Source organism: Mycobacterium sp. (genome assembly GCF_050701515.1).
In the GTDB taxonomy this organism is placed as follows: Bacteria; Actinomycetota; Actinomycetes; order Mycobacteriales; family Mycobacteriaceae; genus Mycobacterium.
Map to the genome: position 1 here is coordinate 1 of NZ_JBOGDB010000283.1, position 25,570 is coordinate 25,570.

Genomic DNA, 25,570 nt, shown 5'->3' on the forward strand with positions numbered 1-25,570 from the left:
GCCGCGGGCGGGTCGGGTACCCCGGCGGTTCGGGTGCGCGACGCACAACCGGAAGCGCCGCCCGCGGGCACCGCCGCGCCGTTGGCCACCCGGCCGCAGCGACTCGGCTACGCAGAGCATCTGCGCACCGCCGGGCTATCGGGGCTGTTCGGAGCCGCTCTGCCCGGCCTCGCGGGGATATTGCTGTTCACCCTCGGCGGCACCGCCATTGGGTATCGACAGGCCAGAACGGGTCGGATGGTGCGGATGACCCCGGCCGCGCGCCTACTCCGGTAGGCGCCGTCAGATTTGTTTCGGCGTCAGCCGCCGAGCGCTGCGATCAAGTCCTTGATCTTGGTGGCCTCGTCGTCGAGCACCGGCTCTTCGGCCTCGACGGCTTCGATGAGGTCTTTGCGTAGGCCCACGCCGTTCGCCGCCTCCTTGGTGGAGAGCTTGGCGCGCCCGCGGGCGATGTACAGGCGCTGACCCAAGGTGGCCGCCGGCCCGTTCGCCGCGGTTGCCATCAGATCGTCGAAGCGGTTGCGGACACCGCTCAACGCGACGATGACGGACGGCGTGACCCGGCTGCGGCTGGCGGCGTCCGACAGCGAGCCGGACAGCTTGCGCAGACCGGCGAGGATCACGCCGACGCGGTCGGGGTACGCCGGGTCGCCGGGGTCGGGCAGGGCATCGATCGCGGCCGCATACATGTGCATAGCCGCATCGGCCAGACCAACAATTACTGGAGCTTCACCATCATTTGGCTCAGACACGGCCACTCGATTCGTCGTCGAAGATCTTGATTGATGACCAAGACGCCCCGTTTGCCGGAGCAGTTCGCCGAAACGGTAACCCGTCTCGACGGTGGATTCAACCGTTTCTGCGCAAACACCGTAAGGACCATGAGCAGATTCAAGTTCGGCGGGCGTGGGTAGGTTTGAAGATCGATGGATGCGACGAGCGCCGCCGACGAGAACGTCGAGCATGACCCCACCGAGGGCAGCCACGTCGAGGACGGCGTGGTCGAGCATCCCACCGCCGACGATTTCGGCCATGCGCGTGTCCTTCCCGAAGATCGCAGCTGGTTCAAGCGCGCCGTGTTCTACGAGGTGCTGGTGCGGGCGTTCTACGACTCGAGCGCCGATGGTTCGGGTGACCTGCGCGGGCTGATCGACAAGCTCGACTACCTCAAATGGCTTGGCGTCGACTGCCTGTGGCTGCCGCCGTTTTACGATTCGCCGTTGCGCGACGGCGGTTACGACATCCGCGATTTCTACAAGGTTTTGTCGGAATTCGGCACCGTCGACGATTTCGTCGCACTCCTCGACGCCGCCCACCGCCGCGGCATCCGGGTCATCACCGACCTGGTGATGAACCACACCTCCGACTCGCATGCCTGGTTCCAGGAATCCCGTCGCGACCCCGACGGGCCGTACGGCGACTTCTATGTATGGAGCGACACCAGCGAGAGGTACTCCGATGCCCGGGTGATCTTCGTCGACACCGAAGAGTCGAACTGGACGTTCGATCCGGTGCGGCGGCAGTTCTACTGGCACCGATTCTTTTCCCACCAGCCCGACCTCAACTACGACAACCCCACGGTGCAGGAGGCGATGATCGACGTCCTGCGCTTCTGGCTCGATCTCGGCATCGACGGCTTCCGGCTGGACGCCGTGCCCTACCTGTTCGAGCGGGAGGGCACCAACTGCGAGAACCTGCCGGAGACCCACGCGTTCCTCAAGCACTGCCGCAAGGTGGTCGACGACGAATACCCCGGCCGGGTGTTGCTTGCCGAGGCCAACCAGTGGCCGGCCGACGTCGTCGAGTATTTCGGCGACCCGGACACCGGCGGGGACGAGTGCCACATGGCGTTCCATTTCCCGCTGATGCCACGCATATTCATGGCGGTGCGGCGGGAATCACGCTTCCCGATCTCCGAGATCCTGGCCCAGACACCGCCGATCCCGGAGATGACGCAATGGGGCATCTTCCTGCGCAACCACGACGAGCTCACGCTGGAGATGGTCACCGACGAAGAGCGCGACTATATGTACGCCGAGTACGCCAAGGACCCGCGGATGAAGGCCAACGTCGGCATCCGGCGTCGATTGGCCCCGTTGTTGGACAACGACCGCAACCAGATCGAACTGTTCACCGCGCTGCTGCTCTCGCTGCCCGGGTCGCCGGTCATCTACTACGGCGACGAGATCGGGATGGGCGACATCATCTGGCTCGGCGACCGCGACGGGGTGCGCACCCCGATGCAGTGGACCCCCGACCGCAACGCCGGGTTCTCCGACGCCAACCCCGGCCGGCTGTATCTGCCGCCCAACCAGGATCCGATCTACGGCTACCACTCGGTGAACGTGGAGGCGCAGCGGGACAGCTCGACGTCGCTGCTGCATTGGACCCGCACCATGCTCACGGTGCGCCGCAGGCACGACGCGTTCGCCACCGGCACGTTCCGTGAACTGGGCGGATCCAACCCGTCGGTGCTGGCTTACCTGCGCGAGATAGAAGACGATGGCTCCGAAGACACCGTGATGTGCGTGAACAACCTGTCCCGGTTCCCGCAGCCGATCGAGCTGAACCTGCAGCATTGGAATGGGTACACCCCGGTCGAGATGACCGGGTACGTTGAGTTCCCGCCGATCGGCCAGTTGCCGTACCTGCTGACGCTGCCGGGTCATGGCTTCTACTGGTTCGAGCTGCGCGGGCCTGAGGAGAAGCCATGAGCCAGCCAGCGAACTTGCCATGGTTCCAGTGGCTTCCCGAGCAGCGGTGGTATGCCGGACGCAGCCGCGAACTGTCCTCGATCGAACCGGCGCGGGCGGTGGCGCTGCGCGACGACCTCGACCTGGTGCTGCTGGATGTGTCCTACACCGACGGCTCGTCGGAGCGCTACCAGGTGATCGTGCGTTGGGCTGGCGGAGCCGCGGACGCGGCGACATTTGGCGGAGGTCCCATCGACGAATATCTCACCGTCGCGACGATCGGCACCGTCGACGACCGCACCGCCTACGACGCGCTCTACGACGCGTCAGCACCCGAGTATCTGCTGTCGCTGATCGACGCGTCGGCCGTGGTCGGCGGCGTGACCTTCACCAAGGAGCCGGACGTCACGCTTCCGCTGGCCGCGTCGCCGCGGGTGTCTGGCGCCGAGCAGACCAACACCAGCGTGGTGTTCGAGGAGGAGGCGATCCTCAAGGTCTTCCGCAGGATCACGTCCGGCATCAACCCCGACATCGAGCTGAACCGGGTGCTCGGCCGGGCGGGCAATCCACACGTGGCGCGGCTGCTCGGGTCGTTCGAGACCGAGACCCCGGACGGTGAACCGTGCGCGTTGGGAATGGTGACCGCGTTCGCCGCCAACTCGGCGGAGGGCTGGGACATGGCCACCGCGAGCACCCGCGACCTGTTCGCCGAGGGCGACCTGTACGCCGACGAGGTCGGCGGGGACTTCGCCGGCGAGTCGTATCGGCTCGGCGAGGCGGTCGCTTCGGTGCATGCCGCACTGGCCGAACAGCTCGGTTCGGCGACGGCGATCTTTCCGACGGACGAGCTGCTGGCACGGCTGTGGTCGGCGGCCGCCGCGGTGCCCGAATTGGATCAGTACCTGCTCGCCATCGAGGACCGGTTCCGCAAGGTGGCCGAGGAGACCATCACCGTGCAGCGCGTGCACGGCGACCTGCATCTCGGTCAGGTGCTGCGCACCCCGGAGGGCTGGCTGCTGATCGATTTCGAGGGCGAGCCCGGGCAGCCACTGCAGGATCGCCGGCGGCCGGACTCTCCGATGCGAGACGTCGCGGGCGTGCTGCGGTCCTACGAATACGCCGCATATCAGCGACTGGTGGATCAGGCCGGCGATCAGCAGGACAAGCAGATCGGTGCCCGCGCCCGCGAGTGGGTCGAGCGCAACCAGGCATCGTTCTGTGACGGATATGCGACGGTTTCCGGCGCGGACCCGCGCGACTCCGGTGTGCTGCTGGCGGCCTACGAACTCGACAAGGCGGTCTATGAGGTCGCCTATGAGGCCCGGCATCGACCGGCGTGGTTACCGATCCCGTTGCGGTCCATCGCCCGCACCGTCGGGGTGATTTGCTGACGTCTGCGTAAAAATTTGCCAAAAGGCCGCGCGTCGATCGATGCAAGCGGACCATTCAACGATGGCTGACGTGGACTTTTGCATAGTAGGGGCCGGTTTCGCCGGACTGAGCGCCGCATTGCGGCTGAAACAGGCCGGGCATTCGGTGGCGCTGCTGGAGGCCCGTGATCGGGTTGGCGGGCGGACGTTCACCGTGGTGCGCGACGACGGGACGTGGATCGACCGCGGCGGCGCATGGGTGGGGCCGGGCCAGGACCGCATCTACGCGCTGATGAGGGAGTTCGGTGTGCGGAGCTACAAGCAGTACACCGACGGCCAATCGATGATGGTGGTCGACGGCAAGCAGTACCGCTATACCGGCACCATTCCATTGTCGATGAGCCCGTGGGCGGCGGTGAACCTCGGCGCCGTCTTCTACGAGATAACCCAGATGTGCAAGTCGATCCCGCTGGAGGCGCCGTGGGAGGCGAAGAACGCACAGAAGTGGGATCAGATCAGCCTGGCGAAGTGGTTGAGCAACCACACGCTGTCCAAGCCGGCCCACGCGCTGCTGGAAACGGCGATTGCCGGGTGCTACACCTCCGACGCGTCAGAGGTCTCGATGCTGTTCATGCTCTATCAGATGGCCTCCGGCGGCGGCCCCGGCTTCGTGTTGGGTAACAAGGACGCGTCTCAGGATTCCCGGGTCGTCGGCGGCATGGGGGCGATCTACCGGCCGATGACCGAACAGATCGGCGACTCGCTGCACCTGTCGCAACCGGTCCGGCGCATCGACCAGGACACCGACGGCGTGACGGTGCGCTCCGACGACATGACCGTCCGAGCCCGTCGGGCCGTCGTCGCGGTGCCGATCGCCATCGCGAGTCAAATCCTCTACGACCCAATGCTTCCCCCCGATCGATCGTTCCTACATCAGCGGATGCCCAGTGGAGCGATCTTCAAGATCAACGTCGTCTACGACGAGCCGTTCTGGCGGACCGACGGCCTGTCGGGTCAGTCGGCGGCGCCGGGATCGCCCGCCACGGTGACCATCGACGCATCAACCGACGCGGAGCGTCCCGGCGTGTTATGCGTCATCGTTGAAGGCCCGATCGCGCGTCAGGTCGGCAGACTCGATCCGGATGAGCGCAGACGATCGATCCTGGCCGAGCTCGTCGGGCGGTTCGGGGCGAAGGCCGGCTCGCCGGTGGACTACATCGAGCAGGAATGGACGACGGAACGCTACTCCGGCGGCGGCATGCTCAGTCACGCCCCGCCCGGAGTGCTGACGCAATTCGGTCCCGCCCTTCGGGAACCGTGCGGGCGCATCCACTGGGCCGGGACCGAGAGCTCCGCGGTGATGTGCGGATGGGTCGACGGCGCCGTCCGCTCGGGCGAGCGGGCCGCGACCGAAGTCATCCAAAGCGAACGGGTGGCCAGCCTGAACTCGTCCGCGTAACGGTCGTCGCTGATCGCGGCACCACCGGTACATGACCTCTCAACAGATTGCATCCACCAGAAAGAACACCCTCGACGTCGTCGGCGGACTGCTGGCCCGGTACGGCCTGGTCATCGTGATCGCATGGTACGGCGGCCTGAAGTTCATGAACTACGAAGCGCAGGGGATCCAGCCGTTGGTGTCCGCGAGTCCGTTCATGGGCTGGCTGTACAACATCTTCTCCGTCTACACCTTCTCCGCGCTGCTGGGCGTCTTCGAGCTCGCGGCCGCGGCGCTGCTCGCCGTCAAGCCCTGGTGGCCAAGGGTTTCAGCGTTCGGCAGCCTGCTGGCGATCATGCTGTTCCTCGGCACCATCAGCTTCATGTTCACCACACCCGGGGTTTTCGACGCATCCCAGGGTGGGTTCCCCGCATTGTCGCTGGACGGTGGGTTCCTGATGAAGGACATTGCCTTGCTGGGCATCTCGGTTTGGACGCTCAGCGATGCTTTGCGCGCACTGCGCAGTGGGTAACCGTTGGCATGGCCAAGTATCTGCTCAACGAGGCCGGCGTGATCAAGGCGCGGACGTTGATCGACGCGCGCCGGTATGTCCTGGACCGCGACTGGGGAGACGTGCAGCCGCGGGCCGACGCGCAGAACGGGTTCCTGGCAAACCACTCGTGGGAGGAATACGCCGACTGGCACATCGAACTGGCCGCCCACGATCTGCTTCAGTACCTGGACGCCAAGACCGGCCTGCATCCGACGACGGCGTCGCGTTAAGGCCGCAGCATGAAGTCGAGGAACCGCTCCCGCAGATCGGCCGGGGCCTCGATGTTCGGATCGGAGCCGTGCAGCAGCCCCATGCCCGCCGCGAACAGCGTGACCGCTCTCAACCGGGCGTCGGCTGGCCCGAACCCGCAATCGAGGAACGCCTGGTGAACTGCGCGCAGAACCCTTCGGTCGCTCTTCTGCACGTTCGCCGCGACGGTCTCGTCGGTTAGCGCCCAGACCCGCATGACCCGCTCGAGCGCCCACTGCTGCGGATTGACCAGCGCCTCCATCATGACCGTCAAACGCTGGCGGGGCTTGACGTCTGGCATGTTCTCGAACCGCTGGCGGTCCTGATCACGAAGGCTCCCCCAGGCTTCGACCAGGGTGGACCGGTAGGTCGGCATGTCGGTGAAATGCCAGTAGAAACTGCCCTTGGTGACACCCACCCTTTCGCACAGTCGATCGACCCGCAGTGCATTCGGGCCTTCGTCGGCGAGGAGTGCGAATCCGGCCTGGATCCAGTCGTCCACCGACAGTCGGTGCGCGGCACCGCGCGGCGTCATGGACGGCAGCATACGGCGATCTGCACCGACTGCTACTGACACTGACGAAAATTAAGCTACGGAGAAGAGCTTCAAGTTGTCGCAACCGTGGCCGCCGGTAGTCGCCGCCGCTCTTCGGCTTCTACGTCCAGCCCGCCCGGCCGGCGGCACAGATCGAGTTCCCCTCGGTGCCGAATAAGCGGCCACGGCTGCTGGGCAACCGTACCATACTGCCTGGTATGGGCGGCATTTTCGGCTACGCGCCTCCGGTGACGCCGAGGATGCCGGCGACGAGTCGATCATGCCCGATGACGACCTGGACCGCCTTGATCCGCAGCAGCATGGGCGCGAACGTGGCCAGATCGACGGGACGCCGGAGGACGGCGATTCGTTCTTCGATGTCGTCGAGTGAGCAGTCGGTGACTACCCCAGCTACTCAGGGGCCGCCTGAAGCACCATCACCGCGCGGGGGTCGACGGTGACCTTGGCGCCGGCGTCTATTGGGTCGGTGTCCTCGATCGCATCTGCCGCGGTGTAGATCACCGGCACCCATGCGGCACCGAACTCGTCGGGGGGAAGGGCGAATTGGATCGGTTCGTGATGTGCGTTGAAACACAGCACGAACGAATCGTCGGTGACCCGCTGACCGCGCACATCGAGATCGGAAATGCCGTGACCGTTGAGATAGACCGCCACCGACTTGGCGAACCCCGTCTCCCAGTCCTCGTCGGTCATCTCCGATCCGTCGGGCGCGAACCATGAGATGTCGGGTGGTCCGGAGACTCCTCGCCGCCGGACCGGACGGCCGCTGAAGAACCGGCGCCGCCGGAACACCGGATGTGCGGCCCGTAGCCCCGAGACTGATCGGGTGAACTCCATCAACTCGGTGTCGGCGTTCGCCCAGTCGATCCAGGACAGCTCGTTGTCCTGGCAGTAGACGTTGTTGTTGCCTTGCTGGGTGCGGCTCAGTTCGTCGCCGTGCGAGATCATCGGAACGCCTTGGGACAGCAACAACGTGGCAAGGAAATTGCGTTGCTGCCGGGCCCGCAACGCGTTGATCGCCGGATCGTCGGTCGGGCCCTCCACACCGCAGTTCCATGACCGGTTGTGGCTCTCGCCGTCACGGTTGTCCTCGCGGTTGGCCTCGTTGTGTTTCTCGTTGTAGGACACCAGATCCCGCAGCGTGAATCCGTCGTGTGCGGTGACGAAGTTGATGGAGGCGACCGGACGGCGGGCGGTGTGCTCGTAGAGGTCGGCGGAGCCGGTCAGCCGGTAGGCGAACTCGTCGAGGGTGGCCGACTCGCCGCGCCAGTAGTCCCGGACGGTGTCGCGGTACTTGCCATTCCACTCGGTCCACTGCGGTGGGAAGTTGCCGACCTGATAACCGCCGGGGCCAATGTCCCATGGTTCGGCGATCAGCTTGACCTGGCTGACCGTCGGATCCTGTTGCACGAGTTCGAAGAAGGACGCCAGCCGGTCGACGTCATAGAACTCACGTGCCAGCGTGGCGGCGAGGTCGAATCGAAATCCGTCGACGTGCATCTCGGTCACCCAGTACCGCAACGAGTCCATGATCAACTGCAGCGAATGGGGATTGCCGACGTTGAGGCTGTTGCCCGTGCCGGTGTAGTCCATGTAGTAGCGCTTGTCGTCTTCCACCAGCCGGTAGTAGGCGGCGTTGTCGATGCCCCGCATGGACAGTGTCGGTCCCAGGTGGCTTCCTTCGGCGGTGTGGTTGTAGACCACGTCGAGAATGACCTCGATGTCGGCCTCGTGCAGCGCGCGAACCATGGCCTTGAACTCCTGGACCTGTCCGCCCGCGGTCGGGCTGCTGCTGTAGCCGGGGTCGGGCGCAAAGAAGCCGATGGTGTTGTAGCCCCAGTAGTTGGTCAACCCCTTCTCGACGAGCGTCGAGTCGTTGACGAAATGGTGCACCGGCATCAATTCGATCGCGTTGACGCTCAGCGATTTCAGGTGCTCGATCATCGCCGGGTGGGCGACGGCGGCATAGGTACCGCGAAGGTCCTCCGGGATGTCCGGATGGGTCTGGGTGAGGCCCTTGACGTGCGCCTCGTAGATGACCGTGTCGGCGTACTCGTGGCCGGGCGGGCGATCGACGGCCCAGTCGAAGAACGGGTTGATCACCACCGACTTGGGCATGCTCGCGGCCGAGTCGTCGTCGTTGCGGCTGTCCGGATCGCCGAAGTCATACCCGAACAGCGATTGGTCCCAGTCGAACGTGCCGTCGATGGCCTTGGCGTAGGGATCCAGCAGCAGCTTGTTCGGGTTGCAGCGTTGCCCGGCGGGCGGTTGGTACGGCCCGTGTACCCGGTAGCCGTAGCGTTGGCCCGGTTCGACGGTGGGTATGAAGCCGTGCCAAACGAACCCGTCGACCTCGGGCAGGGCCACTCGGGTCTCGGCCCCGTCGGCATCGAACAGGCACAACTGAACCAGTTCCGCGGCTTCGCTGAAGACCGCGAAGTTGGTGCCCGACCCGTCATAGGCGGCCCCCAGCGGGTAGGCCTTGCCCGGCCATATCGGCGCCGTCACGGCATCGTTCACCAGGGCGACGATACGGGGCGGTCCGATGCACGGTCACCAGCAGCGTGGCCACTATCACGCACCCCGGCCGACGCCGTGGTCGACGATCGGTAACCTGACCGGTGCAGCTGGTCTGCCGGCACCGCGCCTCGGTTCGGTGTCGGCGTCGAGCGACACGCGCTTATTCAGGTGTGTGGCGAGAGGGAACCCGGTGGGAATCCGGGACTGTCCCGCAGCGGTTAGCAGGAACGAGCGCCGTCATCGGCACTGGCGCGTGAACCACGGTTCACGGCTGGGAAGCGACGGCCAGTAGGGGCACGACAAGTCGTGCGGGCCTGCGAGTCCGAAGACCTGCCAGTTGTGCCGGGCGCGCCGCGTCCGGCGGCGCATCGCCTCGAGGGCTGGGCGTATGGCCGAGACGGTTGCCACCGCGACTGAGGCAGCCGGTTCGGTGAAACGTTCAACGGGCGATGACCACCCGTCGCACCCGAAGGACAACGCGTGACACCGCACCAAACCACACCGTTCACCGCCACCACGCTGGGTTCACCGCGAATCGGGCCGAATCGCGAACTCAAACGGGCCATCGAAGGCTATTGGGCAGGCAAGATCAACCGCTCGAAGCTGGAGGCCGTCGCGTCCGGTCTTCGCTTTGGCACCCGAGCCGAGCTGCAGGCCGGCGGTCTGGACTCAATCCCGGTCAACACCTTCTCCTACTACGACCAGATGCTCGACACCGCGGTGATGCTCGGTGCGCTGCCGCCGCGGGTGGCCGGCATCGAGGACGACCTTGACCGCTATTTCGCGGCCGCCCGCGGCACCGATGAGATCGCACCGCTCGAGATGACGAAGTGGTTCGACACCAACTACCACTACATCGTTCCCGAGCTCGGGACCGAAACCACGTTCGCCCTCAACCCCGCCAAGGTGCTCGGCGAACTAGCAGAGGCGCAGACGCAGGGTGTCGCCGCGCGCCCGGTGGTCATCGGGCCGATCACGTTCCTTTCGCTGTCCAAGGCGGTCGACGGTGCCGCCGCGCCGATCGAGCGCATCGACGAACTGATACCGCTGTACGCCGAACTCCTCGGCCTGCTGCAGGACGCCGGTGCGGCGTGGGTGCAGCTCGATGAGCCGGTGCTGGTCACCGACAGTCTCGACGACGCGGCCGAACTCGCCGAGCGTGTCTACCGCGGACTGGCCGAAATCGCCGAGCGCCCAGCACTTTTCGTGGCTAGCTATTTCGGCGCCCTTGACGGTGCGTTGCCCGCGCTGGCCCGCACGTCGGTGGAGGCCATCGGCATCGATCTGGTGGCCGGTGGCGAGCAGGCCGTCGCGGCGGTTCCTGACCTGGCCGACAAGCTGGTCGTCGCCGGTGTCGTGGACGGGCGAAACATCTGGGCCACCGATCTGGAGGCGGCGCTGAGCACCGTGGCGACGTTGTTGGGCTCGGCACGCGCGATCGCCGTATCGACCTCGTGCTCCACCTTGCACGTGCCGTACTCGCTGGAAGCCGAAACCGAGCTCGACGACTCGCTGCGCAGCTGGCTGGCATTCGGCGCCGAGAAGGTCGCGGAGGTGGCGACGCTGTCGACGGCGCTGCGGGCCGGCCGTGAAGCTGTTGCTGACGCGATCCAGCGCTCCACCGACGCGATCGCGTCGCGAAAGTCAGACCCGCGTCTGCAGAATGGCCAGGTCCGCGCGCGGCTCGCAACGGTGCTCGCCTCCGGCGTCCACCGTGGACCCGCGCAGGCCCGGCGGGAAAGTCAGAACGCCCGCCTGCGTCTGCCGGTGTTGCCCACCACCACGATCGGGTCGTACCCGCAGACATCGGAAATCCGCAAGGCGCGCGCGGCGCTGCGATCCGGTGAGATTGATCGGGCCAAGTATGAGCGCAGGATGAAGGCCGAGATCGCCGACGTCATCAAGCTCCAGGAAGAACTGGGGATCGACGTGCTGGTGCACGGCGAGCCGGAGCGCAACGACATGGTGCAGTACTTCGCCGAGCAGCTGGACGGGTTCTTCGCCACCCAGAACGGGTGGGTGCAGTCTTACGGCACCCGCTGCGTGCGCCCGCCGATTCTGTATGGCGACGTGGTGCGGCCACGTCCGATGACGGTCGACTGGATCACCTTTGCCCAGTCGCTGACCGACAAACCGATGAAGGGCATGCTCACCGGACCTGTCACCATCCTGGCCTGGTCCTTTGTGCGCGACGACCAGCCGTTGGCCGACACCGCCAGCCAGATCGCGTTGGCCATCCGCGACGAGACCGTGGACCTGCAGGCCGCGGGTATCGCGATCATCCAGGTCGACGAACCGGCGCTGCGGGAGCTGCTGCCGCTACGCGCCAAGGACAAGGACGCCTATCTGCAGTGGGCTGTCGGCGCGTTCCGGCTGGCGACCTCCGGGGTCAGCGACGCGACCCAGATCCACACGCACCTTTGCTATTCGGAGTTCGGGGACGTGATTGGGGCGATCGCCGATCTCGACGCCGACGTCACCTCGATCGAGGCTGCGCGCTCGCACATGGAGGTGTTGGACGACCTGAACGCGATCGGGTTCGCCAACAGTGTCGGGCCGGGCGTGTATGACATCCACTCCCCGCGGGTGCCGAGCACAGACGAGATCGCGGCGTCGTTGCGGGCTGCGCTGCGAGCGATACCCGCACAACGGCTGTGGGTCAATCCCGACTGCGGGCTGAAGACGCGCAAATCCGACGAAGTGACTGCGTCGCTGCGGAACATGGTGGTTGCTGCCCGGGAGGTGCGAGCCGACCGGTAGCCGTGTCCAGCGAGCCGTCAGGCGACTTCGACTCCGGCCGCGCGCATGTCGTCGACGGCCTTGGCGCTGGACTCCGGCGCGACGCCGGCGGTCAGGTCCAGCAGAACGCGGGTGGAAAATCCCCCCTCGGCGGCGTCGGTGGCGGTTTCCACGACGCAGTAGTCGGTGGCGATGCCGACGATGTCGACTTCGTCCACGCCGCGTTGCCGCAGCCAGTCGGCCAACTGGGTGCCGGCCTCGTCGGTGCCCTCGAACCCACTGTAGGCCGCCGAATACCTGCCCTTGGTGAACACGGCTTCGACGGCGGAGGGGTCGAAGTCCGGATGGAAGTCGGCGCCCGCCGTTCCGACCACACAGTGCGGTGGCCATGACACCGCGAAGTCGGGGTTGTCGGAGAAGTGCTCGCCGGGATTGATGTGGTAGTCCTTGGTCGCCACCACGTGGGCGTAGTCGCGAGGAGTGGCCAAGTACTCGTTGATCGCGCGGGCCACCGTCTGCCCGCCGACCACTTCCAGGGAGCCGCCCTCGCAGAAGTCGTTCTGCACATCGACGATCAGCAGCGCCCGCATACGCCCACCGTATCGCCGCGGCGGCGGGTCTGCTCGCCCGCTACGACGCGGTCTTGGCCGCCGGCCCGTTGGCATCCACCCGCAGGTGAGCGGTCAGCAGCAGGTGATCGAAGGTCGCGCGCGGCGGCAAGGTTTCCTCGTAGGTCAGCTCGGCGAAGTCGGCCAGCACCTGCTCGGCCAAAATACGCACCTTGACGTTGGTCTCCTGCGACCGCCACTTCAGCAGTTCGAAGGCCGATTCCTCGTTGATCCGGTAGATCACCATCAGCATGCCCTTGGCCTGCTCGATCGATGCTCGGTTCTCCGCGATCTCGGCGACCGCGGCGCTGACCAACTCCTCGCGCGCGCGGGCCGACGGCGTCACGTCCACGTAGAAACCGTGTGTGCCGATCACCTCGCCGTTGTCGTCGTGGAGCTGGTCGCCGATGACGACGACGTCGTGCACCTGCTGGTGGGTGTCGATGATGCGATGCCGGGTACTGAAGGTCCGGTGCGTGCGCCGGATATCGTCCAGGGTGGCAGCGACCTGCACATAGTCGTCGGGATGCTTGTGCGACAGCACCAGCTCGGTGGTCGGCGTCACCGAGCCCGGCTGGTAACCGTGCAGCCGTTGCACCTGTTCCGACCACTCCCAGCGCTCGTCGGCGAAGTAGAACCGGAACCAACCGACGCGCTGCGGCGAACCACCGGCCAGAGCCTGTTCAATGGTGTCGTCACCTGGCACAACGACAATGTAGGCGAAGCCGCGAGGAGTCATCCACCGAATAGCAAATACAGCCCGGTGAACGTGTAGCCGACCATGACCAGCATCATCGCCAGTTGTCCCGTCAGCTGATTTCCGGCCGGCAGCACCCGTACCGCTCGGTCGTGTGCGGCGAGCACACCGGCGACGTGGCCGGCGACCACGCAGCCCACCTTGATGGTGGCCAACACCGAAGGATGAAGCGAGAGAACGTAGTTGACCTGGGCGTCGCCCAGGCCGAGCAGATTCCAGCCGCGGCCCAGCGGGTCGGCCAGGGCGATGATGGTCTGCTGACCCCGTTCGACCAGATACGACAGATAGTGGGCGCAGACATAGCCGAGCACGATCGGGATCAGTGAGTGCGCCATCAGTCCGGGCAGCTCGCGGCGCCCGCGCCGGTCGACGCCGCCGGTGCTGCGGGCCGCCAGCGAGAACGACACCGCCACCACCGTCACGAAGACCAGCAGCCCGGCGCTGCGCGCCAGGGTCGCCGCCACCGAGGGTGATACCAGCGGCGCGGCGGCCGCGAGCTGGTCGACGAAGTTGCGCCACCGCGGCATCGCCGAGAAGCTGTCGAACGCGGTGGACCCCAGCAGCAGGGCGAGCACCGTCACGGTGCCCGGCCGCACGGGCAGCGACGGCAGGTGGTCGAACGGGTTGCCGACCGCGATGCGGTCAGTTTGCCGGTCGCGGCGCAGCGGCGAGAACCGCGACGCGACCACGCTGTACACCTCGAACGGGTCGGCGCGGCCGAACCAGCGGTCGCCGCACACAAGCGCTCCGATGAGCGTGACCGCGAGGTAGATCAGCAGCCAGAGTTTGATCGCGGTGAGCGAACCGGGGTCCGGGCCGGCCAGCTCCAGCCACACGAACGCGAACAGGCCGAGCACCCCGGGCCAGTACCCCCACCGGTCGGGATACCCGCGACCGGGCGGCACGCCCGCCCCGCGCAGCAGGCGATACACCGTGCGCACCGGCGAGATCGCCCGCCACACCGGCCCGATGGCCAGCGACACCGCCACCAGACCGACCCACAGCAGCACGTAGAAGACGCCCGGCAACGCGTTGTCGTCCTGCGGCCCGAACACGGCGGCCATCGCGACCCAGGCAGCGAAACAAAGTCCCGCCGCGGCCAAGGACCACCGGGTGACCGGCGCGTCGGTCGCCGTCGTCACCCACTGCGGCAATGGACGACCGGCCTTGTCCGGATCGAACCGCGGCTGCCGCCACGCGAAGGCCACCACGGCGAACGTGAACGTCAGCGCCCACGCGGCGCCGATGACGGCGTAGGTGTACGGGATCGGCAGATCCGTCGACCCGCCAAGGCCGTGCGCCAGCACCCTCGCGGGTCGGTCCGTCACGGCCGCACTTGGACGGTGGCGATCGTGCGCTGCAGTTGATGCAGTTCGATCTCTACCCGACCCGGCACGTCGACGGTGAACTGGAATGACTGGCCGGTGCGTGGCTCGATCTTGAAGGTGTGCTCGGGCGAAGAGTGAACATGAAGTTCGTCGGCGGCGTCGCTGTTGACTCGCACGATGATGGGTTCTGACACCTTGCCCTGCAGCTGGGCATTGGTCGGGGTGACGTTGCCGCCGGCGATGTTGACATCGATGACCAGCTGCGCGGGTGGCGCTTGCTGATCGGTCATCTCCGACGGGCTTTGCCCGGTGTCGGATCCGCCGCAGCCGGCGGAAATCAGCAGGGCCGTCGACAGGGCCAGAAGCTTCCTATGAGTCGTCACGGTGAGGGCCGTGTCCCTTCCGTCGATCTTTCATTGCGATGTACACCACGACGGCGGCCACCACGATTGCTGGCGCGAAGGCGGGCACAGCGATCCAGATCGGATGATCAGCAAGGAACTGAACGTCCGGACGACCTGTCATGCCTGCGCCGTCGGCTGCAGTTTCGCCTGGGCGCCGCTGGGCTCGTTCTTGTTGATTCGGCCTGCGCCCCATGTGAGTCCGGCCACCATGACCAGCGTGCATGCGAGCACGATCAGACAACCGATCAGCCACAGCACCTCGGGCGTCTCCGGGTTGCGCTCACGCTGCAGGATGGTGATTTCGGCGACGAACGGTCGGGTGAATGAAGCCTCCGCCGGCACCTCTTGCGCGCCGATACCTGGATCCGCGGCCAGATAGATCGGCACCGCGGTCATCGTCCTACCGTCGTGCACGCGCAGCAGGGTCTTCCACGAACCGGACACTGGCATCGGCTCGGTCGAACGGTAATGCCCTGGCCCGACCCGCTCGAGATGGTCGATGAAGATCCCTCGCTGATTGTCGACGCCGCCCTGCCAACCGAGAACCGACACCCAGTTGGGGTCCTCGCTGATCAGATCGGGCGGGTCGACCCGAACGTCGGCGGTGACAAACCGCTCGCCCTCGATAGCCGGCGCCTCGGTCAGCGTGACGGAGGCCGTTTCGGTTTGCGGCACGTCGTAACGAAGGCCGTTGGCGGTCGCGGCGCCGATCACCAGCACGGTAAGCGCGACGAGGCCGATCCCGATGGCGCGGGTGGGCAGTCGCTGCCCGCACAGCACAATGCCGACCATGGCCCCGCACGCGCCGGTGAGGATTGCCACCGGCACCGCCATCGCCAGCGCTTCGGGCCACATACTCATTGGCCACGGATAGGGGTACACGGCACTGATCCACAGCGATTCCAGCCACAAACCGATGGTGCCGACGCCCAACCCGCTGACGAGCCCGAACATGATGGGCCGTTTGAGCAGTGGCGTGAGCGCGATCACCTCGACCACGATCGCCGGGCCCAGGTAGAGCGCGAACCAGTTGATCGGCGCGCCCAGCACCGGGCCTACCGCCAGAGCCGCCAGCCCGCGAAGCGCGATTGCCAAGAGCGCGGCCAGGATCGCCCCGCCGCGGCCGAGGAACATACGCGCGGCCACGAGCCCGAATGCCGCGGCGGCCGCGATCAACATCGGCTGGAAGACCTGGCGGAACTGTGACACCCCGAAGTCGAACTCGATCTGGTAGACCGACATGCCGACGACGACCCCGGCGAAGCCCAGGTACTGGACGAACTTCAGACCGGCGCCGTCCTTCGGGGTGTCGTCGCCCACTGCCTGACGGCCCTCGTGCTCGAGGTACAACGCGGCTAGCGTCGAGAAACCGGCGCCGCCGATCATCATCAGATGGGTCGGACCCCACAGGGTGACGTCCTGGCCGAAGATGCGGTGCCAGACATCGTCCAGCGGGAACCCGAGCAGGGCATAGAGGCCGCAGCCCGCCATCACCACACCGCCGACGGGCGCATACCAGTTGTCGGTGATCCGCACCGCCGACGGACCCGGCTTGTCGTGCGGCAACACCATTGCCAGGCAGCCGGCGACGAAGACGAAGAACAGCCCGGCCAAAATGAAGTAGTGCGCCGGATTGGCCAGCGGCCCCGAGTCCCGCCCGTTGCCGATGTGCAGGCTCACGTCCCAGATGAAGCCGAACAGCGCGCAGATGATGGCCGTGATGAACATGGCGATGGGCAGCGCCACCCACGGCGGCCGTTTGAACCTGCGGCCGGCCCATTCGGCGAAACTCGCCAGCCAGGTGATCTTGCGGCTCCGGTGCAGCCAGCCGACCCAGAGCAGCAGTGCCGTCACGACGGCACCAAAGACCGACAAGCCGATCACTTCGTTGAGCGCCGCGCCACCACCCTCGTCGGCCGCGGCAAGGAACGAAATCTCCGGTGAACCCCTCATGTGCCCCACCTAGTGAGTGTCGGAGGAAACTTCTTACTCGTCGGTAATATTGCCAGATCACCCCGAACTGAAACCAGGCATCTCGGGAACTCGCCGCAAAACCTGCGTACGCGTCAGGATGAGTACAGCGGCGCACGGGCCGCGCTGGGAGGCTGCTGTGAGATTCGACCGCCGGACGGCCTTCATCACCGGTGGCGCAATCGGCTTCGGCCGGGCCTTCGCCCGCGCCTTGGTGGCCGAGGGCGCCGCCGTGGCGATCGCCGACATCGACAGCGAGATGGCCGAAAGCACTGCCGCCGAACTGGTTTCGGCAGGCGGGCAGGCCGTTGCGGTGCGCTGTGACGTCGCCGACGAGCAGCAGGTGGATGCCGCCGTGGCGGCGACGGTTGAGCGATTCGGCGGCGTGGACATCGTGATCAACAACGCCGGGCTGCACCTGATGCGTTACAACCAGCCGTTCGGTGCGCTATCGCGCAAGGAAATTCACGCACTGTTCGACGTGAACGTCATTGGCGTCATCAACGTGACACTGGCCTGCCGCGATTCGATGCGGGAGCGGGGCGGCGGAGTGGTGCTGAACATCTCGTCGATGGCCGGCTACATGAGTGCCACCCCGTACGCGGTGTCCAAGCTCGCAGTGCGCGGCCTGACCGTGGCGTTCGCCACCGAACTCGCGCCCGACCGGATCCGGGTCAACGCCATCGCCCCTGGCCTGATGAACACCGAGAACGCGCTGGCCGACCTCCCCCGACCGTTGATCGACGAGTTCGTGAACGAGCGGCAACTCATACACCGGCTCGGCACGATGGGCGACGTGGTGTCGGCCATGCTGTTTCTCTGTTCCGACGAGGGCGCGTTCATCACCGGCGAGACCCTCAAGGTCAGCGGCGGCTATCCGCTCAACTTCTGACCGTCATCACTCACTCCACGGCGTGACCGGCCGGTCGCGCCGCTCACCGTCGACGATCACGTCGAGCAGCTCGTCGAAGAAGCAGATGCGGTCCCGCACCGGCTCGGCGTCGTGCAACGGCTCGTGGTAGGTCCACGCCACATCCCGCGGACCGTCCGGCACCGAGTAATAAGTCGCACGGCCCTTGTACGCGCAGTAGCTAACCGTGTCGCTCGGGTCGAGCCGGACCACGACATCCTCGCGGGGCAGGTAGAACCGCACCGGCAGCAGCGTCTCGAACAACAACATCGGCCGCGACGACTCGGCCAGCAGCCGGCCGTCCAACTCGATGCGGACGTGGCGGCTGCTGCGCAGGACGTCGATCCGGCCGAACGGATCGTGCGGATGGCTGACGATCGGCTCGTCCTCCTCACGCCACTCGAACGCGTCGAACTCGAGGATGACGTAGTCGGTCAAGTCGGGGTCGTCGGGCCGGAACGCCGCCCTCGCGCCCGTCTCCGCGCCGGCGATCACGTCGAACGCGGAGCCCGCACAGGAGTGGGCCTCGAACGGCACGGTCGGGTCCAGGATCGGCCGCGACAACGCGGGCATCATCACCCCTACCCCTTCGTCTGCGCCCGACTCCGCGCCGGCAGGGACCAACTGCGCCGACAGCGCCGACAGCGGCACCGCGTATGTGGGTACCACCCGGCGCGGTTCCCAGACCAGCCGTGCATCACGGGTGTCGGCCACCGGCTCCCCGCCGAGAAAGACCCGAACCCGTTTCGCGGTGGGCTCGTACCGAAGCGCGTCGAGATTCCCGCTGAGCAGATCCCTCATCCTGACGCCCATGTCGCAACGCTACTTGCTGGGCGGCCGCAGCACCTTCATCGCCAGCCGCATCACCGGCTGGGGGATGCGGTCTTTCATGGCCAAGGCACTGTTGGCCACCTGGGTGCGCGCGGGTGTGCCGCGGCCGAACATCCGGTTCAGCGGTCCGCCGGACGGTTCGAGGTCGAAATGCAGGGGCGGTTTCCCGTCGGCGGCGCCCAACGCGTTGGCGATGACGATGCGCTGGATTTCGCTGGTTCCCTCAAAGATGGTGTACAGCTTGGCATCCCGGTACCACTTCTCCACCGGATGGTCCTTGACGTAGCCCCAGCCGCCCATGATCTGGATGGCTCGTTCGGTAGTGCGGACTGCGACCTCGCTGGCGGCCAGCTTCGACATCGACCCCTCACCGCGCTCGAACGGCACGCCGGTGGCGGCCATCCAGGACGCCCGCCAGGTCAGCAGCCGTGCGGCGTCGAGCTCGGTGGCCAGGTCGGCGAGCGGAAACGCGATGCCCTGGTTGTCGATGATCGGAGCGCCGAACGCCTCGCGGCGGTTCGCGTACTCGGTCGCGTATTCCAGTGCCGCCCTCGCGATTCCGAGGGCCTGAGCGGCCACCATGGGGCGCGTCTGTTCGAACGTCCCCATTGTCGCGGAGCCGGAATGGCGTCCGCCCTCGATGGCTTCGTGCGCGCGCGCCAGCTTGTGTTCGAGTTTCTCCTGGCCGCCGAGCAGATTCTCGCCGGGCACCCGGACGCCGTTGAACTTCAGCTCGGCGGTGTGCGACGCGCGGCAGCCCAGCTTGTCCAGCTTGCGGACCATCTCCAGACCCGGTGTTCCGCCGGGCACGATGAACATGGCCTGTCCGCGGTGTCCCAACTCCTCGTCGACGACGGCATTGACCACGTGCACGTTGGCGATGCCGCCATTGCCGATCCACATCTTGTGGCCGTCGATGATCCAGTCGTCGCCGTCGCGTTGGGCCCGGGTACGCAGGTTGCGAACGTCGCTGCCACCCTCGGGTTCGGAGATCGCCAACGCCGCGAGCTTGAGATCGCCTGGGGTACCGAAGCATTCCGGCGCCCACTCCAGCATCTGCTCGGGTGACGCCGCTTGACCGATCGCCGAGAGCGCCAAGGCCGGCATCACGATCGCCAATCCGATCCCGGCGCACCCCCAGAACAGTTCCTCCATGAACATCGGCAGCGACAGGCCGGTCGAATCGCCGATCAGGTCGCGGTAGAACAGTGGGCTGTAGAAGCCGCGCTCGGCCGCCTCCTCCAGCACCGGCCACGGAAACTCCTGGCGCTCGTCGTAGTCGGATGCCACCGGGCGGATCACCTCGTCGGCAAATTCATGGGTACGGCGCGCCAGATCGTGCTGGGCGGCGGTAGGGGTGATGTCGAAGCTCATGAATACGCCACCACCAGGACAGACATTCGCCACCACCGCTCTCTCGATCGTCTTAGGGTGTCGAGTACCCAGCGTCGGCGAAAAATCCACGGACCAGGGAGGGCGCCATGTTGTCCTACGAATCCGGACCGACCAACCCACCGCTGCTCGACGAAACGATCGGCGACAACCTGGCTCGAACCGCGACCAGCTTTCCAGACCGGGAGGCGGTGGTCGAGTGCGCGACGGGGCGGCGCTGGACCTACCGGGAGTTCTACGAGGCGACCCGCCGGATCGCCACCGGGCTCATCGACCGCGGCATCAACCCTGGCGACCGGGTCGGCATCTGGTCGCCGAACACCGCCGAGTGGGCGATGATCCAGTACGCGACGGCACAGGTCGGTGCGATCCTCGTCAACATCAACCCCGCGTACCGAACCGAAGAACTTGAGTACGTGCTGAACCAGTCGTCGATCTGCACGGTGTTGGCGGCGCCGGCTTTCAAGACGTCCGACTACGCCGCGATGCTGGACGACGTGCGCCCGCGGTGCTCGGCGTTGGGCGATGTGGTGATCGTCGGGTCGGAGCCGTGGCAGCAGATGGCGGACACCGCGACCGACGCCGACGCCCTAGGTTCCGTGCAAGCCACCCTTCGGCCGAGCGACCCGATCAACATCCAGTACACGTCCGGCACCACCGGATTCCCCAAGGGTGCCACGCTGACGCACACCAACATTCTCAACAACGGCTACCTCGTTGGACAGGGCCTGGAATACCGCGAGGAAGACCGCGTCTGCATCCCCGTGCCCTTCTACCACTGCTTCGGCATGGTGTTGGGCAACTTGGCCTGCACATCACACGGAGCCGCGATGGTGATCCCGGCGCCCGCTTTCGAGCCGGAGGCGACGCTCAAAGCCGTTGCGGCAGAACGCTGTACGTCGCTGTACGGGGTGCCGACAATGTTCATCGCGGAACTCGGCCTACCGAACTTCGACGACTTCGACTTGAGTTCGCTGCGGACCGGCATCATGGCCGGATCGACGTGCCCGGAGCAGGTGATGCGCAACGTCATCGATCGCATGCACATGAGCGAGGTGGCCATCGCCTACGGCATGACCGAGACGTCGCCCATGTCCACCCAGACATTGCCGACCGACACCCTGACCCGGCGGGTGACCACGGTCGGCCGGCCCGTGCGCCACACCGAGATTCAGGTCGTCGACCCGGAAACCGGCGTCCAGGTCGAACGCGGTACACCGGGCGAGCTGTGCACGCGCGGTTACTGCGTGATGGCTGGGTATTGGAATGATCCGGCCAAGACCGAGGAGGCGATCGACGCCGACGGCTGGATGCATACCGGTGACATCGCGGTAATGGACGACGACGGGTATCTCAGCATCACCGGGCGGATCAAGGACATGGTGATCCGCGGTGGAGAGAACATCTATCCGCGTGAGATCGAGGAGTTCCTTTACTCGCATCCCGACATCGTCGACGCCCAGGTCATCGGGGTGCCCGACGAGAAGTACGGCGAGGAGCTGATGGCGTGGATCCGGGTCCGCGAGGGTGCCGAGGCGCCGACCGTGGACAGCCTGCGAGCCTTCTGCGCGGGACGCATCGCGCATTACAAGATCCCGCGCTACCTGCAGGTCATCGACGAGTTCCCGATGACGGTGACGGGCAAGATCAGAAAGGTCGAGTTGCGCGAGCGGGCCAAGTCGCTGCTCTGAGCCATGAAGCTTGCGGGTTTTCGCCTCCGGCAGCGCGACTCCACCACCTGCGGCCCCAGCGTCGCGGTGGTGGCGGGCGCCGTGGTGGACCCGGCGTACCGCGCGGCGCTGACCGAATCCGGACGGTCGTGGTTCGCCGACGAACAGCTCCGCGTGCACAACGAGGTGAACCGGATCTGGCCGCGCATGCTCGGCACCACCCCGATGGGCATCGCCCGCGCCCTCACCACACACACCACGGTGCGCGGGGTCTCTTACCGCTGGCGGCTGTTTCGAGGTCGCCGTGATCGGCTCACCGATGTGCTGCGTGAGGTGAAGGCCGGCTGGCCGGTCGCGATGCTGATCGGACGGATCATCCCGCGGCACTGGGTGCTGATCGTCGGCGCAACCGGAGCCACTCTGCAGTGCTACGAACCCGCCTCGGGGGAGGTGCGGCCCGTCGACGTGGACGATGTGCGGCGATCGCGATTGGTCGGTCTGGGTTATCCCCGGCCGTTCGCGTTCGTGCTGCCGCGTCGCTGACGACGTCCGGCGTTCGAACGTATGATCGAACAATGGGCGAGCTGCAGTCCATCGGCTACAACGGGCAACCAGTGCAGCAAGCCTTTCGACCTGTTGAGCCGCCGATAGCCGTCCTCGTCGACCTGGCCGCATTGTTTCCGCGCGCGCCGCATCGCACCGGCGGCTACAACCCCGCCGGACTGCAGATGCATTCGGTCGTCGAGGGCCGGCTGAGCTGCTGGGGCATCTGCGAGCAGGGCCATTGGTGGGGTCTGGTCACCTACCCCATCGCCTACGGCCCCCGGCGCCGGTCGGTCACGCACTGGATCCCGGCATGGACGCTGAAGCGCAAGGGTGACTAAGGGTCGTCTTCGTCGGTCTCGTCGGGAATCAGATAGCGCTCGGGGTGGTGGTAGTTGTTGACTCGGGCCTGCCCGGTATCCAGATTCGGCGGCGGGATCCATTCGGTGCGGCCGTCTTTGCGTTTTCGGGTGCGCCAGCCGCCGGGTTTGACGCGGCGGTTGTCGGTGCCGCAGGCCAGGGTTTCGTCATCGATGTTGGTCTGGCCGCCGTGGCGCCAGTCGGCGGTGCGATGGTGGACCTCGCTGTGATACGCCGGTGCGGTACAGCCCGGGAAGGTGCAGCCGCGGTCCCTGGCGTACAACACAATCCGTTGCGCCGCGGAGGCCAGTCGACGGCTGCGCCCGAGGTAGAGCGGTTCTTCGGTGTGGTCGTCGAAGACGGACAGATAGTGGTGGGCCGCGGCGGCCTGGCGGATCACCTCCGACATCGGCAGCAGGCTGCCCCCGCCGGTGATCGCATGCCCGCGCCCGGACTCCAGTTCGGCCAACGTGGTGGAGATGACCATCGTCACCGGCAACCCCTTGTGGCTGCCCAACTGCCCCGACGCCAGCAACGCCCGGGCGAGCGCTTTGAGCGCGTCATGGTTGCGCTGCCCGGTCGAACGGCAGTCGCTGCCGACCGTCTCGGTCGACGGGTCGCCGTCCACACACGGGCTCTCGTCGTCGGGGTTGCACATGCCCGGTGCCGCCCATTTCGCGAATACCGCATCCAGCGCCGCGCGGGCCTCGGGGTCGAGCCGGCCGCGGATGTCGCTCATCCCGTCGGGCTGTTGCTTGTCGATGCTCAGGTAGCGCCGCCGCGCCCGATCCGCGTCGGAGAGCTGCCCGTCCTGGTCGAGCAGCATCGCCAACCGGTCGGCGGCCTGGCGCAACTCCTCGGGCCGCAGCCCACAGGCCATCTCGGCCAGGTCAGCCTCGGCGGCCTCGCGGGTCGCGTAGTCGACAAAGCCGGGCAGCCGATCGAAGAACCGCCGAATGATCTTCACGTGCTCGCCGCCAATGTCGCCGCGGCGCTGGGCAGCAGACGTGTGCCACAGCACCGGCTCGAGGGCTTCACCGCTCAACGCGCAGCGCGGCCCGAGATCGGCCGCCTCGTGGATCCGCCGATGCGCCTCGGCCTTCGAGATCCGCAACAACGTGGCCAACGCAGCGGCAAGAGTGGGTTCGCCCAGTTCCTCGGTGGGGACTTCGGCCAGGCCCGCGACCAGCCGATGCGTCATCGCCGGCAGCCGACGCATCAACCGCTCCCACTCCGCGGCGACCGCCGTCCGCTCGGCAGTCGACAACGCGCCCAGCGGCTCGTCCACCAGCGCCTCGAACTCCGCACCCACCGCCGCGATGCGCTTGGAGACGGCAACCGAACTCATACATCGAACACTAGTTCGAACCACCGACAAAATCTCAGGCCTGGTCGCGGGTCTCGTCGCCTCGTCCCGGCGCTACTTACCTGGCGGATAGGAAACCCTGCCCTCCGAGGGCTGAAATCTGGCTTCCCAGCGATTACGCAACCGCGACGTGATGACGACTATGAATGTCGTCCCTCCGGGAAACCAAACCGACATTAGGAAGCCCCATGCTTGCGACAGCACCGACTGGCTCCACTCGCCGAGCGCAAGAAGAAACAGTGCGGCTGCGCCCTGGCGACCTGCCCGTCCGGCCGCTGCCAACCACGAGCACCCCCAACGAGGCAAAGACGACGCGGCTGCGCTCTGCAGGCCTGCCGACGAAGACGCTGCCCAGGGCCATCAGCGCGTTTGACGGCAAGACAGTGCGGCTGCGCCCCATCGACCTGCCAGTCATCGGCAATGTCGCCAAGACAGTGCGGCAGCGCTATGCCGACCTGAGCACCATCCAGGGCCCGCCCAGCAAGTGGGCTATCGCGCGGGTCGTGTTAGTGCTGGCGCTGGCGTCGATGCCGATCCTTGGGATCTCGGTGGACGTGTTCGGGCTGGTCTCGCAGAACACCACGTCGGTGGTGGTCATCGCGCTGACGGCCGTGCTTGGGATGATCATCACGTTCGCGCCGCATCGGATCGACATGATCGTCGGACGTGGCCTCATCGCCGGGATGGTGGCATGCATCGTCTATGACGCGGCCCGGCTGTTTGCCGTGCACGTGCTGGGACTGATGGGCGATTTCATTCCCGTGATGGGATCGTGGGTCACCGGCGAGCCGGACACCGCAGGCAGTGCGGCGGTTGGCTACGTATGGCGCTACATCGGCGACGGTGGCGGACTCGGTGTCGCGTTCTTTGTTGTCGCATTCGCGCTGGGGATTGATCGGTGGACGAACGTGCGAGTGGTGCTCGCCGCGATCGGCTTCGCCGTCTTCCCTACGTGGGCCGGACTGATCGCAACGGTCGCGCTGGCTCCGCGTGGCGAGGAAATGATGTTCCCCCTGAACACGGCCACGATCGCGATCACCCTGATCGGGCACCTGATCTTCGGCCTTGTTCTCGGGCTCGCCTTTCTGAAGGCGCCGCGCGGCCGGGGCCGTAGCGATTGGCCTTGGCCGCCGATCCTGGAATCAAAGAAGATCCGGCGGTTCATCCCTCCCGCGTGGAGACCCACCCACCGCGCGCCGCGCGCGTGACGGACGGGCGCGTTCGACACCAAGGACCTCCTATCTAGGTCAAAATTGCCTAGATAGGAGGTCTGCATGTCTTCCCACCTGGAAGTCTCAAAGCCGTCGGGACG

At 66.4% G+C, this 25,570-nt stretch carries 22 protein-coding genes, 1 pseudogene and 1 riboswitch; of the genes and pseudogenes, 12 read left to right on the forward strand and 11 right to left on the reverse strand.

The window, feature by feature from the left end; translation table 11 throughout:
- Positions 1-276, forward strand: a pseudogene (locus ACRDU5_RS20890) (hypothetical protein); the annotation flags it as partial.
- A gap of 23 nt (positions 277-299) precedes the next feature.
- Here ACRDU5_RS20890 and ACRDU5_RS20895 read toward each other — a convergent pair.
- On the reverse strand, positions 300-689 hold the full coding sequence (locus tag ACRDU5_RS20895) for a hypothetical protein (RefSeq protein ID WP_526616874.1): 390 nt from the start codon (positions 687-689) through the stop codon (positions 300-302).
- Between the two features lie 237 nt (positions 690-926).
- Here ACRDU5_RS20895 and treS point away from each other — a divergent pair, with 237 nt between their 5' ends.
- From treS to ACRDU5_RS20920, 5 genes are all read left to right on the forward strand, one after another.
- Complete coding sequence (gene treS, locus ACRDU5_RS20900; protein ID WP_526616837.1) at positions 927-2,714, forward strand: maltose alpha-D-glucosyltransferase; 1,788 nt, start codon at positions 927-929, stop codon at positions 2,712-2,714.
- Positions 2,711-4,084: a maltokinase N-terminal cap-like domain-containing protein gene (locus tag ACRDU5_RS20905; protein ID WP_526616839.1), complete on the forward strand. Its 1,374-nt coding sequence runs from the start codon at positions 2,711-2,713 to the stop codon at positions 4,082-4,084. The genes treS and ACRDU5_RS20905 overlap by 4 nt, the downstream gene beginning before the upstream one ends.
- Positions 4,085-4,145: 61 nt before the next feature.
- Positions 4,146-5,522, forward strand: coding sequence for a flavin monoamine oxidase family protein (locus ACRDU5_RS20910; protein WP_526616841.1), 1,377 nt, complete (start codon positions 4,146-4,148; stop codon positions 5,520-5,522).
- A 31-nt stretch (positions 5,523-5,553) separates the two neighbouring features.
- A complete protein-coding gene (locus ACRDU5_RS20915) occupies positions 5,554-6,033 on the forward strand; it encodes a YkgB family protein (RefSeq protein WP_526616843.1) in 480 nt (159 codons plus the stop codon).
- An 8-nt stretch (positions 6,034-6,041) separates the two neighbouring features.
- The gene (locus ACRDU5_RS20920) at positions 6,042-6,284 is read left to right on the forward strand and encodes a hypothetical protein (RefSeq protein ID WP_526616845.1); all 243 of its coding nucleotides are present in this window, start codon (positions 6,042-6,044) and stop codon (positions 6,282-6,284) included.
- Here the strand turns inward: ACRDU5_RS20920 and ACRDU5_RS20925 are convergent.
- Together ACRDU5_RS20925 and glgX are read right to left on the reverse strand one after the other, a co-directional pair.
- Positions 6,281-6,838 (reverse strand): TetR/AcrR family transcriptional regulator, encoded by a 558-nt coding sequence (locus ACRDU5_RS20925; protein WP_526616847.1) that lies wholly within the window; start codon positions 6,836-6,838, stop codon positions 6,281-6,283. The genes ACRDU5_RS20920 and ACRDU5_RS20925 overlap by 4 nt on opposite strands.
- A 411-nt stretch (positions 6,839-7,249) precedes the next feature.
- Positions 7,250-9,379: a glycogen debranching protein GlgX gene (gene glgX / locus ACRDU5_RS20930; protein WP_526616849.1), complete on the reverse strand. Its 2,130-nt coding sequence runs from the start codon at positions 9,377-9,379 to the stop codon at positions 7,250-7,252.
- A gap of 149 nt (positions 9,380-9,528) precedes the next feature.
- Positions 9,529-9,731, forward strand: a riboswitch (cobalamin riboswitch).
- Positions 9,732-9,859: 128 nt separating this feature from the next.
- Here glgX and metE point away from each other — a divergent pair.
- A complete protein-coding gene (gene metE / locus ACRDU5_RS20935; RefSeq protein ID WP_526616850.1) occupies positions 9,860-12,139 on the forward strand; it encodes a 5-methyltetrahydropteroyltriglutamate--homocysteine S-methyltransferase in 2,280 nt (759 codons plus the stop codon).
- A 17-nt stretch (positions 12,140-12,156) separates the two neighbouring features.
- On the opposite strand, the gene ACRDU5_RS20940 is transcribed toward metE, so the two are convergent.
- From ACRDU5_RS20940 to ACRDU5_RS20960, 5 genes are all read right to left on the reverse strand, one after another.
- Positions 12,157-12,708, reverse strand: coding sequence for a nicotinamidase (locus ACRDU5_RS20940; protein ID WP_526616852.1), 552 nt, complete (start codon positions 12,706-12,708; stop codon positions 12,157-12,159).
- A gap of 40 nt (positions 12,709-12,748) precedes the next feature.
- On the reverse strand, positions 12,749-13,465 hold the full coding sequence (locus ACRDU5_RS20945; RefSeq protein WP_526616854.1) for an ANTAR domain-containing protein: 717 nt from the start codon (positions 13,463-13,465) through the stop codon (positions 12,749-12,751).
- On the reverse strand, positions 13,462-14,811 hold the full coding sequence (locus ACRDU5_RS20950; protein WP_526616855.1) for a hypothetical protein: 1,350 nt from the start codon (positions 14,809-14,811) through the stop codon (positions 13,462-13,464). The genes ACRDU5_RS20945 and ACRDU5_RS20950 overlap by 4 nt, the downstream gene beginning before the upstream one ends.
- Positions 14,808-15,194, reverse strand: a complete 387-nt coding sequence (locus ACRDU5_RS20955; protein ID WP_526616857.1) for a hypothetical protein — start codon at positions 15,192-15,194, stop codon at positions 14,808-14,810. Before ACRDU5_RS20955 ends, ACRDU5_RS20950 begins: the two co-directional genes overlap by 4 nt.
- Before the next feature lie 138 nt (positions 15,195-15,332).
- On the reverse strand, positions 15,333-17,168 hold the full coding sequence (locus ACRDU5_RS20960; RefSeq protein ID WP_526616859.1) for a hypothetical protein: 1,836 nt from the start codon (positions 17,166-17,168) through the stop codon (positions 15,333-15,335).
- 157 nt (positions 17,169-17,325) lie between these two features.
- On the opposite strand from ACRDU5_RS20960, the gene ACRDU5_RS20965 reads away from it, so the two are divergent.
- Positions 17,326-18,078 carry an SDR family NAD(P)-dependent oxidoreductase gene (locus ACRDU5_RS20965; RefSeq protein WP_526616861.1) on the forward strand — a complete coding sequence of 251 codons (753 nt, stop codon included), beginning with the start codon at positions 17,326-17,328 and terminating at the stop codon, positions 18,076-18,078.
- Positions 18,079-18,084: 6 nt separating this feature from the next.
- Here ACRDU5_RS20965 and ACRDU5_RS20970 read toward each other — a convergent pair whose 3' ends face one another.
- A complete protein-coding gene (locus tag ACRDU5_RS20970) occupies positions 18,085-18,909 on the reverse strand; it encodes a DUF427 domain-containing protein (RefSeq protein ID WP_526616862.1) in 825 nt (274 codons plus the stop codon).
- 9 nt (positions 18,910-18,918) lie between these two features.
- Complete coding sequence (locus ACRDU5_RS20975; protein ID WP_526616863.1) at positions 18,919-20,301, reverse strand: acyl-CoA dehydrogenase family protein; 1,383 nt, start codon at positions 20,299-20,301, stop codon at positions 18,919-18,921.
- 107 nt (positions 20,302-20,408) lie between these two features.
- Here ACRDU5_RS20975 and ACRDU5_RS20980 point away from each other — a divergent pair, with 107 nt between their 5' ends.
- Genes ACRDU5_RS20980 through ACRDU5_RS20990 form a run of 3 tightly spaced genes read left to right on the forward strand, consistent with a single transcriptional unit; the run spans position 20,409 to position 22,873 of the window.
- Positions 20,409-22,010 (forward strand): AMP-binding protein, encoded by a 1,602-nt coding sequence (locus tag ACRDU5_RS20980; RefSeq protein ID WP_526616865.1) that lies wholly within the window; start codon positions 20,409-20,411, stop codon positions 22,008-22,010.
- A gap of 3 nt (positions 22,011-22,013) precedes the next feature.
- Complete coding sequence (locus tag ACRDU5_RS20985; protein ID WP_526616867.1) at positions 22,014-22,532, forward strand: hypothetical protein; 519 nt, start codon at positions 22,014-22,016, stop codon at positions 22,530-22,532.
- A gap of 32 nt (positions 22,533-22,564) precedes the next feature.
- Positions 22,565-22,873 (forward strand): hypothetical protein, encoded by a 309-nt coding sequence (locus tag ACRDU5_RS20990; RefSeq protein ID WP_526616869.1) that lies wholly within the window; start codon positions 22,565-22,567, stop codon positions 22,871-22,873.
- Here the strand turns inward: ACRDU5_RS20990 and ACRDU5_RS20995 are convergent.
- Positions 22,870-24,240, reverse strand: coding sequence for an HNH endonuclease signature motif containing protein (locus ACRDU5_RS20995; protein ID WP_526616871.1), 1,371 nt, complete (start codon positions 24,238-24,240; stop codon positions 22,870-22,872). The two genes, ACRDU5_RS20990 and ACRDU5_RS20995, sit on opposite strands and share 4 nt — an antisense overlap.
- 257 nt (positions 24,241-24,497) lie before the next feature.
- On the opposite strand from ACRDU5_RS20995, the gene ACRDU5_RS21000 reads away from it, so the two are divergent.
- Positions 24,498-25,466, forward strand: coding sequence for a hypothetical protein (locus ACRDU5_RS21000; RefSeq protein ID WP_526616873.1), 969 nt, complete (start codon positions 24,498-24,500; stop codon positions 25,464-25,466).
- Positions 25,467-25,570: the final 104 nt, after the last annotated feature.

What these genes read in the sequence shown, in the direction of transcription:
- ACRDU5_RS20895 (WP_526616874.1), bottom strand. Translation starts at nt 689, where the DNA reads ATGTATGCGGCCGCGATCGATGCCCTGCCCGACCCCGGCGACCCGGCG.
- treS (WP_526616837.1), top strand. Translation starts at nt 927, where the DNA reads ATGGATGCGACGAGCGCCGCCGACGAGAACGTCGAGCATGACCCCACC.
- ACRDU5_RS20905 (WP_526616839.1), top strand. Translation starts at nt 2,711, where the DNA reads ATGAGCCAGCCAGCGAACTTGCCATGGTTCCAGTGGCTTCCCGAGCAG.
- ACRDU5_RS20910 (WP_526616841.1), top strand. Translation starts at nt 4,146, where the DNA reads ATGGCTGACGTGGACTTTTGCATAGTAGGGGCCGGTTTCGCCGGACTG.
- ACRDU5_RS20915 (WP_526616843.1), top strand. Translation starts at nt 5,554, where the DNA reads ATGACCTCTCAACAGATTGCATCCACCAGAAAGAACACCCTCGACGTC.
- ACRDU5_RS20920 (WP_526616845.1), top strand. Translation starts at nt 6,042, where the DNA reads ATGGCCAAGTATCTGCTCAACGAGGCCGGCGTGATCAAGGCGCGGACG.
- ACRDU5_RS20925 (WP_526616847.1), bottom strand. Translation starts at nt 6,838, where the DNA reads ATGACGCCGCGCGGTGCCGCGCACCGACTGTCGGTGGACGACTGGATC.
- ACRDU5_RS20940 (WP_526616852.1), bottom strand. Translation starts at nt 12,708, where the DNA reads ATGCGGGCGCTGCTGATCGTCGATGTGCAGAACGACTTCTGCGAGGGC.
- ACRDU5_RS20945 (WP_526616854.1), bottom strand. Translation starts at nt 13,465, where the DNA reads ATGACTCCTCGCGGCTTCGCCTACATTGTCGTTGTGCCAGGTGACGAC.
- ACRDU5_RS20960 (WP_526616859.1), bottom strand. Translation starts at nt 17,168, where the DNA reads ATGAGGGGTTCACCGGAGATTTCGTTCCTTGCCGCGGCCGACGAGGGT.
- ACRDU5_RS20970 (WP_526616862.1), bottom strand. Translation starts at nt 18,909, where the DNA reads ATGGGCGTCAGGATGAGGGATCTGCTCAGCGGGAATCTCGACGCGCTT.
- ACRDU5_RS20975 (WP_526616863.1), bottom strand. Translation starts at nt 20,301, where the DNA reads ATGAGCTTCGACATCACCCCTACCGCCGCCCAGCACGATCTGGCGCGC.
- ACRDU5_RS20980 (WP_526616865.1), top strand. Translation starts at nt 20,409, where the DNA reads ATGTTGTCCTACGAATCCGGACCGACCAACCCACCGCTGCTCGACGAA.
- ACRDU5_RS20985 (WP_526616867.1), top strand. Translation starts at nt 22,014, where the DNA reads ATGAAGCTTGCGGGTTTTCGCCTCCGGCAGCGCGACTCCACCACCTGC.
- ACRDU5_RS20990 (WP_526616869.1), top strand. Translation starts at nt 22,565, where the DNA reads ATGGGCGAGCTGCAGTCCATCGGCTACAACGGGCAACCAGTGCAGCAA.
- ACRDU5_RS20995 (WP_526616871.1), bottom strand. Translation starts at nt 24,240, where the DNA reads ATGAGTTCGGTTGCCGTCTCCAAGCGCATCGCGGCGGTGGGTGCGGAG.